At 41.9% G+C, this 15,283-nt stretch carries 2 protein-coding genes, 4 tRNA genes, 6 rRNA genes and 1 pseudogene; 12 read left to right on the top strand and 1 reads right to left on the bottom strand.

Going from position 1 to position 15,283, the window contains the following annotated elements:
• The first annotated feature begins 34 nt into the window (after positions 1-34).
• Positions 35-1,837, top strand: a pseudogene (locus tag JJC05_RS10575) (cytochrome c oxidase subunit I).
• Positions 1,838-1,931: 94 nt separating this feature from the next.
• Entirely contained in the window at positions 1,932-2,612 is a 681-nt protein-coding gene (locus tag JJC05_RS10580; protein WP_235877358.1) for an outer membrane beta-barrel protein, read from the top strand.
• 43 nt (positions 2,613-2,655) lie between these two features.
• Here JJC05_RS10580 and JJC05_RS10585 read toward each other — a convergent pair whose 3' ends face one another.
• The gene (locus tag JJC05_RS10585) at positions 2,656-3,054 is read right to left on the bottom strand and encodes a phosphatase PAP2 family protein (RefSeq protein ID WP_123901257.1); all 399 of its coding nucleotides are present in this window, start codon (positions 3,052-3,054) and stop codon (positions 2,656-2,658) included.
• 1,173 nt (positions 3,055-4,227) lie between these two features.
• On the opposite strand from JJC05_RS10585, the gene JJC05_RS10590 reads away from it, so the two are divergent.
• The 10 genes from JJC05_RS10590 to rrf (JJC05_RS10635) all read left to right on the top strand — a co-directional run bounded on the left by JJC05_RS10590 (position 4,228) and on the right by rrf (JJC05_RS10635) (position 15,107).
• A 16S ribosomal RNA gene (locus tag JJC05_RS10590) occupies positions 4,228-5,741 on the top strand.
• 96 nt (positions 5,742-5,837) lie between these two features.
• Positions 5,838-5,911 (top strand) — tRNA-Ile (locus tag JJC05_RS10595).
• A gap of 112 nt (positions 5,912-6,023) precedes the next feature.
• Positions 6,024-6,097, top strand: a tRNA-Ala gene (locus JJC05_RS10600).
• 207 nt (positions 6,098-6,304) lie between these two features.
• A 23S ribosomal RNA gene (locus JJC05_RS10605) occupies positions 6,305-9,199 on the top strand.
• Between the two features lie 201 nt (positions 9,200-9,400).
• Positions 9,401-9,509 (top strand): 5S ribosomal RNA (gene rrf / locus JJC05_RS10610).
• 334 nt (positions 9,510-9,843) lie between these two features.
• A 16S ribosomal RNA gene (locus tag JJC05_RS10615) occupies positions 9,844-11,358 on the top strand.
• 96 nt (positions 11,359-11,454) lie between these two features.
• Positions 11,455-11,528: transfer RNA gene (locus JJC05_RS10620), tRNA-Ile, on the top strand.
• Between the two features lie 112 nt (positions 11,529-11,640).
• Positions 11,641-11,714, top strand: a tRNA-Ala gene (locus JJC05_RS10625).
• A gap of 207 nt (positions 11,715-11,921) precedes the next feature.
• Positions 11,922-14,797 (top strand): 23S ribosomal RNA (locus tag JJC05_RS10630).
• Positions 14,798-14,998: 201 nt separating this feature from the next.
• A 5S ribosomal RNA gene (gene rrf / locus JJC05_RS10635) occupies positions 14,999-15,107 on the top strand.
• Together the 16S, 23S and 5S rRNA genes with 4 tRNA genes alongside form the textbook arrangement of a ribosomal RNA operon.
• The last annotated feature ends 176 nt before the right edge of the window (positions 15,108-15,283 follow it).

The following is a 15,283-nucleotide window of genomic DNA, read 5'->3' on the forward strand; positions in this document are numbered from 1 at the left end:
AATATAACTTATTAAGAAATTAAAATAGAAAAATATGGCAGCAGCACATGAGCACGATCACGCACACGATCACGATCACGCACACCACCATAAAGATACTTTCATTACTAAATATATTTTTAGTATTGACCATAAGATGATTGCTAAACAATACCTAATTACGGGTATTATTATGGGAATCATTGGGGTAGTAATGTCTTTATTATTCCGTATGCAAATTGCATGGCCTGAAGAATCTTTTGGTGTTTTCAAAATGTTTTTAGGCGAAAAAATGGCTCCGGGGAGGAGTAATGCGTAATGATATTTACCTAGCGTTAGTAACGATTCATGGTACTATCATGGTATTCTTCGTATTAACTGCTGGTTTAAGCGGTACTTTCAGTAACTTACTTATTCCATTACAAATTGGTGCTAGAGATATGGCATCTGGATTTATGAATATGGTTTCTTATTGGTTGTTTTTCCTCTCAGCAGTAATTATGATTTCATCTTTATTTGTTGAATCAGGACCAGCATCAGCAGGATGGACCATATATCCTCCATTATCTGCATTACCACAAGCAATTCCGTGTTCTGGTACAGGTATGACTTTATGGTTAGTTTCTATGGCTATCTTTATTGCCTCTTCCTTAATGGGATCTTTAAATTACGTAGTTACAGTTATTAATTTAAGAACTAAAGGGATGTCTATGACACGTTTACCATTAACTGTTTGGGCTTTCTTTATCACAGCAATTATTGGTATTGTTTCTTTCCCTGTATTATTATCAGCAGCTTTAATGTTAATAATGGACAGAAGTTTAGGAACATCATTCTTCTTATCTGATATTTTTATTTCAGGAGAAGTATTACATTATCAAGGAGGTTCTCCAGTACTATTTGAACACTTATTTTGGTTCCTAGGTCACCCAGAAGTATATATCGTATTATTACCTGCTTTAGGAATCACATCCGAAATTATTGCTACAAATGCTCGTAAACCTATTTTTGGTTACCGTGCAATGATCGCTTCAATGTTAGCTATTGCATTTTTATCAACAATCGTTTGGGGACATCACATGTTCTTGTCAGGTATGAACCCTTTCTTAGGATCTGTATTTACCTTCACAACATTATTGATTGCAATCCCTTCTGCTGTTAAAGCCTTTAACTATATTACAACTTTATGGAAAGGTAATTTACAAATGAATCCAGCAATGTTATTCTCTATAGGTTTAGTTTCTACTTTTATCTCAGGAGGTTTAACAGGTATTATATTAGGTGACTCTACGTTAGATATTAATGTACACGATACATATTTCGTAATCGCTCACTTCCACTTAGTAATGGGTATTTCAGCTCTATATGGTTTCTTTGCAGGCGTTTATCATTGGTTCCCTAGAATGTTTGGAAGAATGATGAATAAAACCTTAGGTTATATCCATTTCTGGATTACAGCAGTTTGTGCTTATGGGGTGTTCTATCCAATGCACTTTATTGGTATGGCTGGTTTACCACGTCGTTACTACACAAATTCTAATTTTCCTTTATTTGATGACCTAGCAGATGTTAACGTTTTAATTACGGCTTTTGCATTAATAGGTGCTGCTTTCCAATTAATATTTATGTGGAATTTCTTCTATAGTATTTTCTATGGAAAAAAAGCAGAACAAAATCCTTGGAAATCTAATACATTAGAATGGACTGCTCCTGTAGAGCATGTTCATGGTAACTGGCCGGGAGAATTACCTACTGTACATCGTTGGGCTTACGATTATTCTAAGCCGGACATGAAGGTGATTTTGTTCCTCAAACAGTTCCAATGAAAGAAGGCGAACAAGAATTACATCACGCTTAATTATAAAAACTTTTTTCAAATGCCTCTCCTTTGAGAGGCATTTTTTTAATTTTATACTTTCTTTATTACTGATTTAAGATTCTTTTTAATATTTATGAAAGCCTTTTATTTATTTATTTTTATCCCATTTTTTGGTTTTACGCAAAATCAACCAGAAATAAAAGTATTAGATTCTTTATACAGAGAAGATCAATTTTATTTTGGAATTACTTATAACGTAATTAACAATAAACCTCAGAGTGTCTCTCAAAATTCAACTTCAGGAAGTATCTTCTTAGGTTTTTTAAGAGATATGCCCATTAACAAACTAAGAACCTTTGCAGTTGCACCGTGTTTAGGCTTTTCATATTCTAATTTTAAACAAAATTTACTCATAAAAAAAAATGAAGATCTTATTCAATACTCAATTATTCCAAAAGGGGAAATATATGATAAAAATCGTTTTTCATTTGTCACAATTGACGTTCCATTAGAATTTCGTTGGCGAAACTCTACTCCTCAAAGTCATCGCTTTTGGAGAGTATATGGGGGAATAAAAGCAAGTTATGTATTGTATAACCAATCTCAATTTGTTAGTTCTAAATATGAATATAAAGTGGTAAATAATCCAGATTTTAATCGTTTTCTCTATTCAGTATATCTTACAGCAGGATATAATAGTGGAAACATTTACCTCTCCTATGGATTAAATGATTTTTTTAGAAAAGCATTTTTTAATGAAAGTTCAGAAAAAATTCGTTCCCTAAATTTAGGTCTAATATTTTACATCTTATAATTTTATTTTATAAGATATTATGCCCTAGAAGTATAAGAAAATCCTATCTATATAAAATTAAAAATAATTGTGGAATAGCACCAATTATAGATCCTTGAATTAATTCTATTGGAGTATGAGCTTTCATAATCAACCTCGATATACCAACAGAAACAGTCAAAATAAAAAGTACATGAATCAAAATAAAAAAAGATATAAAATTTAATTTACTACAATAAAAACTTATCCATAAACTTGTGCTTACTATACTAAGCATGTGTAAACTTATTTTTTTATTTAAAAAAATAAAACAAAAAGCAATAAACGTACTCATACTATTAGCTAAAAAATAATCCAATAATTCGGGTGCTTCATCTGTATTAACTAAAAAATACATTATAATACCATATAATATTAATTGAAGTACTAACGGTATTTTTCGCTCATTTATATTACCAATCATAGCATCCTCTATTTTTTTGAATCGTATTAAAAAATAAAAAATAGCGATAGGAATAAGAATAGTGATAATAAAAGCTTTATATATATAATCTATACAATACCGACAAAGAAAAAACTCAGTATTAGAAAATTTATAAAATACGATAGTATAAAAAGAAATAAATAAAGGATGAAAGATATAAGAAAAAATAGAGAAGAATAGTTTCATTTTATTTATTAAATAATAGGTTAAATATTCGGATTCAAAATATAAACTACCAGATTTGATAATTCTGTATTAATTACCCTCGTTATACAAGCATTATTCCCAATACAAAATAAACTTAATATAAAATTTAAAACAAACACATTTATTGAAGTCTTTTTTATTAAAAAAATCTTTTAATCACTATACAATAAAGTTTATTATCATAAAATCGAAAACTTATTCGGTTAGAAAATTAATAAAAGATTAAAATCGTATATAATTCCATAATTAAAGATAGACAATTCCATTATTAGATCCAATCTAAAAAGAGACAATAAACAATTCTAATTATCTAATAAAATTCGAAGACATGATTTTAATTTAACTTATAAATGTTGGCAATACGGATATATTAGAAACAATTTAGAAATTTTGTCAATTTTGAAAAGTTCTTTTTAAATTAAAAAAATAACTTAATAGTACAACATTTATTATAGTATTGTTTTGTTAAAAAGAATGCAAGTTTAGACAATAAGTATAATTTTAGAATCGCCCCAATATAAAAGTATTTTTATTATCTACATTCAACTATCTACCTCCGTAAGCTGAAAAAAGGTTTTAACTATTTGATAAACAGCAATTAAAATAAAAAACTAAAAAAATAAGACAAAACACTAGGAAAAAAGAAAAAAACGAGCGTATCTTTGCACCCGCAACAGCGAAGTTCATTAAGTTATTGTTAAGACATTTTTAGAAGCTTACTTCAAAAAAAGTTTTCAAAAAAAAGTCTTGCGAATTTAAAAAGAATTTTTACCTTTGCACCCGCTAAGACGCTAAGTCAAAAGCGAAAAATAAGAATAAAAAGTTCATAGACATATTGGATTGACAGCACGTTTTAATAGAGATATTAAAACAATAAAATTTAAGAGAGTAAGAAAACTAGCATTCTTTGTCCACAATATTTAACCTTAGGGTTACAAAAGATATACGATGAAGAGTTTGATCCCGGCTCAGGATGAACGCTAGCGGCAGGCTTAACACATGCAAGTCGAGGGGTAGAAGGAGCTTGCTCCTTTGAGACCGGCGCACGGGTGCGTAACGCGTATGTAATCTACCTTGTACAGGGGGATAGCCCAGAGAAATTTGGATTAATACCCCATAGTATTATGATGTGGCCTCACATTATGATTAAAGTTCCAACGGTACAAGATGAGCATGCGTCCCATTAGCTAGATGGTAAGGTAACGGCTTACCATGGCCACGATGGGTAGGGGTCCTGAGAGGGAGATCCCCCACACTGGTACTGAGACACGGACCAGACTCCTACGGGAGGCAGCAGTGAGGAATATTGGGCAATGGTCGCAAGACTGACCCAGCCATGCCGCGTGCAGGATGACGCATCTATGGTGTGTAAACTGCTTTTGTACAGGAAGAAACACTCCCTTGCGAGGGAGCTTGACGGTACTGTAAGAATAAGGATCGGCTAACTCCGTGCCAGCAGCCGCGGTAATACGGAGGATCCAAGCGTTATCCGGAATCATTGGGTTTAAAGGGTCCGTAGGCGGTTTTATAAGTCAGTGGTGAAATCTGGTCGCTCAACGATCAAACGGCCATTGATACTGTAAGACTTGAATTACTTGGAAGTAACTAGAATATGTAGTGTAGCGGTGAAATGCTTAGAGATTACATGGAATACCAATTGCGAAGGCAGGTTACTACGAGTATATTGACGCTGATGGACGAAAGCGTGGGGAGCGAACAGGATTAGATACCCGGTAGTCCACGCCGTAAACGATGGATACTAGCTGTTTGGGGCAACCTGAGTGGCTAAGCGAAAGTGATAAGTATCCCACCCGGGAGTACGCTCGCAAGAGTGAAACTCAAAGGAATTGACGGGGGCCCGCACAAGCGGAGGAGCATGTGGTTTAATTCGATGATACGCGAGGAACCTTACCAAGGCTTAAATGGGAAACGACAGATTTGGAAACAGATCTTTCTTCGGACGTTTTTCAAGGTGCTGCATGGTTGTCGTCAGCTCGTGCCGTGAGGTGTCAGGTTAAGTCCTATAACGAGCGCAACCCCTGTTGTTAGTTGCCATCGAGTAATGTCGGGAACTCTAACAAGACTGCCGGTGCAAACCGTGAGGAAGGTGGGGATGACGTCAAATCATCACGGCCCTTACGCCTTGGGCTACACACGTGCTACAATGGACGGTACAGAGAGCAGCCACTACGCAAGTAGGCGCGAATCTAAAAAACCGTTCTCAGTTCGGATCGGAGTCTGCAACTCGACTCCGTGAAGCTGGATTCGCTAGTAATCGCAGATCAGCCATGCTGCGGTGAATACGTTCCCGGGCCTTGTACACACCGCCCGTCAAGCCATGGAAGCTGGGGGTACCTGAAGTCGGTGACCGCAAGGAGCTGCCTAGGGTAAAACTGGTAACTAGGGCTAAGTCGTAACAAGGTAGCCGTACCGGAAGGTGCGGCTGGAACACCTCCTTTCTAGAGACAAAAAAAAGGATGTGATTTAAAATTAAATTTAAATTAAAATCTTACTCTCGCTGTTAATTCAAAAAAAAGAAAAGGCTTAAAATACAGAGTCTCGTAGCTCAGCTGGTTAGAGTACTACACTGATAATGTAGGGGTCGGCAGTTCGAGTCTGCCCGGGACTACTATTTAAAGTTATAAAAAGGAAATTCTAGAAGCGAATTTTGAATTATAAATTTTAAATGATGAATTTGAAAAATAATTCAAAAAAATAATTCAACATTCAAAATAGACAATGGGGGATTAGCTCAGCTGGCTAGAGCGCCTGCCTTGCACGCAGGAGGTCATCGGTTCGACTCCGATATTCTCCACAACAGCCCCTCCTAACCTTCCCAAAGGGGAGGAACACAGAGCAATCGGCTCTCCCCCTTCGGGGGAGCTGGAGGGGGCTCAAAGTTCATTGACATATTGAGATAAACATACAAACAAGTAGAAAGAACATCTTTAGTGATTAGTAAAAAAGCAATAGGCACTAGTGGCTTATGGCTATTGACTAATGGCTAAAAGAATAAAGAAAACAATAAGCAAAATAAGGGCGTATGGGGAATGCCTAGGCTCTCAGAGGCGAAGAAGGACGTGATAAGCTGCGAAAAGCTGCGGGGATCGGCACATACGAATTGATCCGCAGATATCCCAATGGGGCAACCCACTATGTTGAAGACATAGTATCCGATAGGAGGCGAACCCGCTGAACTGAAACATCTAAGTAGGCGGAGGAGAAGAAAACAAAAGTGATTGCGTAAGTAGTGGCGAGCGAAAGCGCATTAGCCCAAACCGTTATTGTTACGGCAATAACGGGGTTGTAGGACCACAATATTTCTTGTAAACTGAATTAGAATAACCTGGAAAGGTTAACCCAAGAGGGTGATAGTCCCGTATAAGTAAAGAATATAAAGAATAGTGGTATCCTGAGTAGGGCGGGGCACGTGAAACCCTGTCTGAATCTGGCGGGACCATCCGCTAAGGCTAAATACTCCTGAGAGACCGATAGTGAACCAGTACCGTGAGGGAAAGGTGAAAAGAACCGTGAATAACGGAGTGAAATAGAACCTGAAACCATACGCCTACAAGCGGTCGGAGCAACATAAGTTGTGACGGCGTGCCTTTTGCATAATGAGCCTACGAGTTACCGTTGCTGGCAAGGTTAAGTGATTAAGTCACGGATCCGTAGCGAAAGCGAGTCTGAATAGGGCGCGTTCAATCTAAGGGATTGAATTAAGTCAGTAGTGGTAGACGCGAAACCGTGTGATCTACCCATGGACAGGATGAAGCTTTGTTAACCCAAAGTGGAGGTCCGAACCCGTTGACGTTGAAAAGTCTTGGGATGATCTGTGGGTAGGGGTGAAAGGCCAATCAAACTCGGAAATAGCTCGTACTCCCCGAAATGCATTTAGGTGCAGCGCTCAAGTTAAGTTATATAGAGGTAGAGCTACTGATTGGATGCGGGGGCTTCACCGCCTACCAATTCCTGACAAACTCCGAATGCTATATAATATATTGAGCAGTGAGGGCTTGGGTGCTAAGGTCCAAGTCCGAGAGGGAAAGAACCCAGACCATCAGCTAAGGTCCCCAAATGTATGCTAAGTTGAACAAACGCGGTTTGATTGCATCGACAGCTAGGATGTTGGCTTGGAAGCAGCCATTCATTTAAAGAGTGCGTAACAGCTCACTAGTCGAGCGATCGAGCATGGATAATAATCGGGCATAAGTATACTACCGAAGCTATGGATTTGTACTAAGTACAAGTGGTAGGGGAGCATTCTAACATCACCGAAGGTATCTTGTGAGAGGTGCTGGAGAGGTTAGAAAAGAAAATGTAGGCATAAGTAACGATAAGGGGTGCGAGAAACACCCCCGCCGAAAAACTAAGGTTTCCGCAGCTATGCTAATCAGCTGCGGGTTAGTCGGGTCCTAAGGCAAATCCGAAAGGAGTAGTCGATGGCCAACGGGTTAATATTCCCGTACTAGTTATAATTGTGATGGAGTGACGCAGTGGTGAAAGTACCGCGAACTGACGGAATAGTTCGTTAAAGCACTTAGCTAAAGGCCCGGTAGGCAAATCCGCTGGGACTGGTGAAATGCGATAGTACTCGGATTCTTCGGATGAAGGGATAGTGTACCTAAAGGCTGCCAAGAAAACCTTCTAAACATAGATTATAAGTACCCGTACCGTAAACCGACACAGGTAGTTGAGGAGAGTATCCTAAGGCGCTCGAGAGATTCATGGCTAAGGAATTAGGCAAAATAGACCTGTAACTTCGGGAGAAAGGTCGCCAGCGCAAGCTGGCCGCAGTGAAAAGGTCCGTAGCGACTGTTTATCAAAAACACAGGGCTCTGCAAAATCGTAAGATGACGTATAGGGCCTGACACCTGCCCGGTGCTGGAAGGTTAAGAGGAGATGTTATCTTCGGAGAAGCATTGAATTGAAGCCCCAGTAAACGGCGGCCGTAACTATAACGGTCCTAAGGTAGCGAAATTCCTTGTCGGGTAAGTTCCGACCTGCACGAATGGTGTAACGATCTGGACACTGTCTCAGCCATGAGCTCGGTGAAATTGTAGTATCGGTGAAGATGCCGATTACCCGCAGTGGGACGAAAAGACCCTGTGCACCTTTACTATAGCTTAGTATTGGTCTTGGATAAGTGATGTGTAGGATAGGTGGGAGACTGTGAAATGGCGTCGCTAGGCGTTGTGGAGTCATTGTTGAAATACCACCCTTTGCTTATCTGAGGTCTAACTCCTAAAAAAGGAGGACATTGCTTGGTGGGTAGTTTGACTGGGGTGGTCGCCTCCAAAAGAGTAACGGAGGCTTCTAAAGGTTCCCTCAGCACGCTTGGTAACCGTGCGTAGAGTGCAATGGCAAAAGGGAGCTTGACTGAGAGACATACAGGTCGATCAGGTACGAAAGTAGAGCATAGTGATCCGGTGGTTCCGCATGGAAGGGCCATCGCTCAAAGGATAAAAGGTACGCCGGGGATAACAGGCTGATCTCCCCCAAGAGCTCACATCGACGGGGGGTTTGGCACCTCGATGTCGGCTCGTCACATCCTGGGGCTGGAGAAGGTCCCAAGGGTTGGGCTGTTCGCCCATTAAAGTGGCACGCGAGCTGGGTTCAGAACGTCGAGAGACAGTTCGGTCTCTATCTACTGTGGGCGTTAGAAATTTGAGTGGATCTGACTCTAGTACGAGAGGACCGAGTTGGACCAACCGCTGGTGTATCTGTTGTTCCGCCGGGAGCACCGCAGAGTAGCTACGTTGGGAAGGGATAAGCGCTGAAAGCATATAAGCGCGAAACCCACCACAAGATGAGATTTCTTTTAAGGGTCGTGGAAGATGACCACGTTGATAGGCTATAGATGTAAAGGCAGTAATGTCAGAGTCAAGTAGTACTAATAACCCGTAAGCTTATTGTAGCCCCACCCAACCTCCCCAAAGGGGAGGAGTCAGGGTGGGGCGTAAAATTCTTTCTTTACCTAAAAAGGATTATAAACAAATTTGAATATTTATCTCAATATGTTAAAATATTAGCCATTAGGCAAAAGGCATAAGCCAAGAGTTTAATGGAAAAGCACAAACTAGTGGCTTATGGCTATTAGCTAATGCCTTTAAAACCTTAAGGTGGTTATTGCGGCGGGGCTCACCTCTTCCCATTTCGAACAGAGAAGTTAAGCCCGCCAGCGTCGATGGTACTGCATATTGTGGGAGAGTAGATCGCTGCCTTTCTTTATTCCAAAATAGTTGGAATCGACATAAAATTCCCCTGTAGATCAGGGGATTTTTTATCCTCGCAAAGTACAAAAGTTCCTAAATAGATTGAAAACCAAGAATTTTAAAATTTTTAAAAAAAAATAAGAAAACCCTTGGAAATACTAAAAGAAACACTATCTTTGCACCCGCTAAGATGCTAAGTCAAAAGCGAAAATAAGAATAAAAAGTTCATAGACATATTGGATTGACAGCACGTTTTAATAGAGATATTAAAACAATAAAATTTAAGAGAGTAAGAAAACTAGCATTCTTTGTCCACAATATTTAACCTTAGGGTTACAAAAGATATACGATGAAGAGTTTGATCCCGGCTCAGGATGAACGCTAGCGGCAGGCTTAACACATGCAAGTCGAGGGGTAGAAGGAGCTTGCTCCTTTGAGACCGGCGCACGGGTGCGTAACGCGTATGTAATCTACCTTGTACAGGGGGATAGCCCAGAGAAATTTGGATTAATACCCCATAGTATTATGATGTGGCCTCACATTATGATTAAAGTTCCAACGGTGCAAGATGAGCATGCGTCCCATTAGCTAGATGGTAAGGTAACGGCTTACCATGGCCACGATGGGTAGGGGTCCTGAGAGGGAGATCCCCCACACTGGTACTGAGACACGGACCAGACTCCTACGGGAGGCAGCAGTGAGGAATATTGGGCAATGGTCGCAAGACTGACCCAGCCATGCCGCGTGCAGGATGACGCATCTATGGTGTGTAAACTGCTTTTGTACAGGAAGAAACACTCCCTTGCGAGGGAGCTTGACGGTACTGTAAGAATAAGGATCGGCTAACTCCGTGCCAGCAGCCGCGGTAATACGGAGGATCCAAGCGTTATCCGGAATCATTGGGTTTAAAGGGTCCGTAGGCGGTTTTATAAGTCAGTGGTGAAATCTGGTCGCTCAACGATCAAACGGCCATTGATACTGTAAGACTTGAATTACTTGGAAGTAACTAGAATATGTAGTGTAGCGGTGAAATGCTTAGAGATTACATGGAATACCAATTGCGAAGGCAGGTTACTACGAGTATATTGACGCTGATGGACGAAAGCGTGGGGAGCGAACAGGATTAGATACCCTGGTAGTCCACGCCGTAAACGATGGATACTAGCTGTTTGGGGCAACCTGAGTGGCTAAGCGAAAGTGATAAGTATCCCACCCGGGAGTACGCTCGCAAGAGTGAAACTCAAAGGAATTGACGGGGGCCCGCACAAGCGGAGGAGCATGTGGTTTAATTCGATGATACGCGAGGAACCTTACCAAGGCTTAAATGGGAAACGACAGATTTGGAAACAGATCTTTCTTCGGACGTTTTTCAAGGTGCTGCATGGTTGTCGTCAGCTCGTGCCGTGAGGTGTCAGGTTAAGTCCTATAACGAGCGCAACCCCTGTTGTTAGTTGCCATCGAGTAATGTCGGGAACTCTAACAAGACTGCCGGTGCAAACCGTGAGGAAGGTGGGGATGACGTCAAATCATCACGGCCCTTACGCCTTGGGCTACACACGTGCTACAATGGACGGTACAGAGAGCAGCCACTACGCAAGTAGGCGCGAATCTAAAAAACCGTTCTCAGTTCGGATCGGAGTCTGCAACTCGACTCCGTGAAGCTGGATTCGCTAGTAATCGCAGATCAGCCATGCTGCGGTGAATACGTTCCCGGGCCTTGTACACACCGCCCGTCAAGCCATGGAAGCTGGGGGTACCTGAAGTCGGTGACCGCAAGGAGCTGCCTAGGGTAAAACTGGTAACTAGGGCTAAGTCGTAACAAGGTAGCCGTACCGGAAGGTGCGGCTGGAACACCTCCTTTCTAGAGACAAAAAAAAGGATGTGATTTAAAATTAAATTTAAATTAAAATCTTACTCTCGCTGTTAATTCAAAAAAAAGAAAAGGCTTAAAATACAGAGTCTCGTAGCTCAGCTGGTTAGAGTACTACACTGATAATGTAGGGGTCGGCAGTTCGAGTCTGCCCGGGACTACTATTTAAAGTTATAAAAAGGAAATTCTAGAAGCGAATTTTGAATTATAAATTTTAAATGATGAATTTGAAAAATAATTCAAAAAAATAATTCAACATTCAAAATAGACAATGGGGGATTAGCTCAGCTGGCTAGAGCGCCTGCCTTGCACGCAGGAGGTCATCGGTTCGACTCCGATATTCTCCACAACAGCCCCTCCTAACCTTCCCAAAGGGGAGGAACACAGAGCAATCGGCTCTCCCCCTTCGGGGGAGCTGGAGGGGGCTCAAAGTTCATTGACATATTGAGATAAACATACAAACAAGTAGAAAGAACATCTTTAGTGATTAGTAAAAAAGCAATAGGCACTAGTGGCTTATGGCTATTGACTAATGGCTAAAAGAATAAAGAAAACAATAAGCAAAATAAGGGCGTATGGGGAATGCCTAGGCTCTCAGAGGCGAAGAAGGACGTGATAAGCTGCGAAAAGCTGCGGGGATCGGCACATACGAATTGATCCGCAGATATCCCAATGGGGCAACCCACTATGTTGAAGACATAGTATCCGATAGGAGGCGAACCCGCTGAACTGAAACATCTAAGTAGGCGGAGGAGAAGAAAACAAAAGTGATTGCGTAAGTAGTGGCGAGCGAAAGCGCATTAGCCCAAACCGTTATTGTTACGGCAATAACGGGGTTGTAGGACCACAATATTTCTTGTAAACTGAATTAGAATAACCTGGAAAGGTTAACCCAAGAGGGTGATAGTCCCGTATAAGTAAAGAATATAAAGAATAGTGTTATCCTGAGTAGGGCGGGGCACGTGAAACCCTGTCTGAATCTGGCGGGACCATCCGCTAAGGCTAAATACTCCTGAGAGACCGATAGTGAACCAGTACCGTGAGGGAAAGGTGAAAAGAACCGTGAATAACGGAGTGAAATAGAACCTGAAACCATACGCCTACAAGCGGTCGGAGCAGCATAATCTGTGACGGCGTGCCTTTTGCATAATGAGCCTACGAGTTACCGTTGCTGGCAAGGTTAAGTGATTAAGTCACGGATCCGTAGCGAAAGCGAGTCTGAATAGGGCGCTTAAGTCAGTAGTGGTAGACGCGAAACCGTGTGATCTACCCATGGACAGGATGAAGCTTTGTTAACCCAAAGTGGAGGTCCGAACCCGTTGACGTTGAAAAGTCTTGGGATGATCTGTGGGTAGGGGTGAAAGGCCAATCAAACTCGGAAATAGCTCGTACTCCCCGAAATGCATTTAGGTGCAGCGCTCAAGTTAAGTTATATAGAGGTAGAGCTACTGATTGGATGCGGGGGCTTCACCGCCTACCAATTCCTGACAAACTCCGAATGCTATATAATATATTGAGCAGTGAGGGCTTGGGTGCTAAGGTCCAAGTCCGAGAGGGAAAGAACCCAGACCATCAGCTAAGGTCCCCAAATGTATGCTAAGTTGAACAAACGCGGTTTGATTGCATCGACAGCTAGGATGTTGGCTTGGAAGCAGCCATTCATTTAAAGAGTGCGTAACAGCTCACTAGTCGAGCGATCGAGCATGGATAATAATCGGGCATAAGTATACTACCGAAGCTATGGATTTGTATATAGATACAAGTGGTAGGGGAGCATTCTAACATCGCCGAAGGTATCTTGTGAGAGGTGCTGGAGAGGTTAGAAAAGAAAATGTAGGCATAAGTAACGATAAGGGGTGCGAGAAACACCCCCGCCGAAAAACTAAGGTTTCCGCAGCTATGCTAATCAGCTGCGGGTTAGTCGGGTCCTAAGGCAAATCCGAAAGGAGTAGTCGATGGCCAACGGGTTAATATTCCCGTACTAGTTATAATTGTGATGGAGTGACGCAGTGGTGAAAGTACCGCGAACTGACGGAATAGTTCGTTAAAGCACTTAGCTAAAGGCCCGGTAGGCAAATCCGCTGGGACTGGTGAAATGCGATAGTACTCGGATTCTTCGGATGAAGGGATAGTGTACCTAAAGGCTGCCAAGAAAACCTTCTAAACATAGATTATAAGTACCCGTACCGTAAACCGACACAGGTAGTTGAGGAGAGTATCCTAAGGCGCTCGAGAGATTCATGGCTAAGGAATTAGGCAAAATAGACCTGTAACTTCGGGAGAAAGGTCGCCAGCGCAAGCTGGCCGCAGTGAAAAGGTCCAAGTGCGACTGTTTATCAAAAACACAGGGCTCTGCAAAATCGTAAGATGACGTATAGGGCCTGACACCTGCCCGGTGCTGGAAGGTTAAGAGGAGATGTTATCTTCGGAGAAGCATTGAATTGAAGCCCCAGTAAACGGCGGCCGTAACTATAACGGTCCTAAGGTAGCGAAATTCCTTGTCGGGTAAGTTCCGACCTGCACGAATGGTGTAACGATCTGGACACTGTCTCAGCCATGAGCTCGGTGAAATTGTAGTATCGGTGAAGATGCCGATTACCCGCAGTGGGACGAAAAGACCCTGTGCACCTTTACTATAGCTTAGTATTGGTCTTGGATAAGTGATGTGTAGGATAGGTGGGAGACTGTGAAATGGCGTCGCTAGGCGTTGTGGAGTCATTGTTGAAATACCACCCTTTGCTTATCTGAGGTCTAACTCCTAAAAAAGGAGGACATTGCTTGGTGGGTAGTTTGACTGGGGTGGTCGCCTCCAAAAGAGTAACGGAGGCTTCTAAAGGTTCCCTCAGCACGCTTGGTAACCGTGCGTAGAGTGCAATGGCAAAAGGGAGCTTGACTGAGAGACATACAGGTCGATCAGGTACGAAAGTAGAGCATAGTGATCCGGTGGTTCCGCATGGAAGGGCCATCGCTCAAAGGATAAAAGGTACGCCGGGGATAACAGGCTGATCTCCCCAAGAGCTCACATCGACGGGGGGTTTGGCACCTCGATGTCGGCTCGTCACATCCTGGGGCTGGAGAAGGTCCCAAGGGTTGGGCTGTTCGCCCATTAAAGTGGCACGCGAGCTGGGTTCAGAACGTCGTGAGACAGTTCGGTCTCTATCTACTGTGGGCGTTAGAAATTTGAGTGGATCTGACTCTAGTACGAGAGGACCGAGTTGGACCAACCGCTGGTGTATCTGTTGTTCCGCCGGGAGCACCGCAGAGTAGCTACGTTGGGAAGGGATAAGCGCTGAAAGCATATAAGCGCGAAACCCACCACAAGATGAGATTTCTTTTAAGGGTCGTGGAAGATGACCACGTTGATAGGCTATAGATGTAAAGGCAGTAATGTCAGAGTCAAGTAGTACTAATAACCCGTAAGCTTATTGTAGCCCCACCCAACCTCCCCAAAGGGGAGGAGTCAGGGTGGGGCGTAAAATTCTTTCTTTACCTAAAAAGGATTATAAACAAATTTGAATATTTATCTCAATATGTTAAAATATTAGCCATTAGGCAAAAGGCATAAGCCAAGAGTTTAATGGAAAAGCACAAACTAGTGGCTTATGGCTATTAGCTAATGCCTTTAAAACCTTAAGGTGGTTATTGCGGCGGGGCTCACCTCTTCCCATTTCGAACAGAGAAGTTAAGCCCGCCAGCGTCGATGGTACTGCATATTGTGGGAGAGTAGATCGCTGCCTTTCTTTATTCCAAAATAGTTGGAATCGACATAAAATTCCTCTGTAGATCAGGGGATTTTTTATCCTCGCAAAGTACAAAAGTTCCTAAATAGATTGAAAACCAAGAATTTTAAAATTTTTGAAAAAAAATAAGAAAACCCTTGGAAATACTAAAAGAAACACTATCTTTGCACCCGCTA

Source organism: Flavobacterium davisii, assembly GCF_019565505.1.
GTDB lineage: Bacteria > Bacteroidota > Bacteroidia > Flavobacteriales > Flavobacteriaceae > Flavobacterium > Flavobacterium davisii.

What these genes read in the sequence shown, in the direction of transcription:
- JJC05_RS10580 (WP_235877358.1), top strand. Translation starts at nt 1,932, where the DNA reads ATGAAAGCCTTTTATTTATTTATTTTTATCCCATTTTTTGGTTTTACG.
- JJC05_RS10585 (WP_123901257.1), bottom strand. Translation starts at nt 3,054, where the DNA reads ATGATTGGTAATATAAATGAGCGAAAAATACCGTTAGTACTTCAATTA.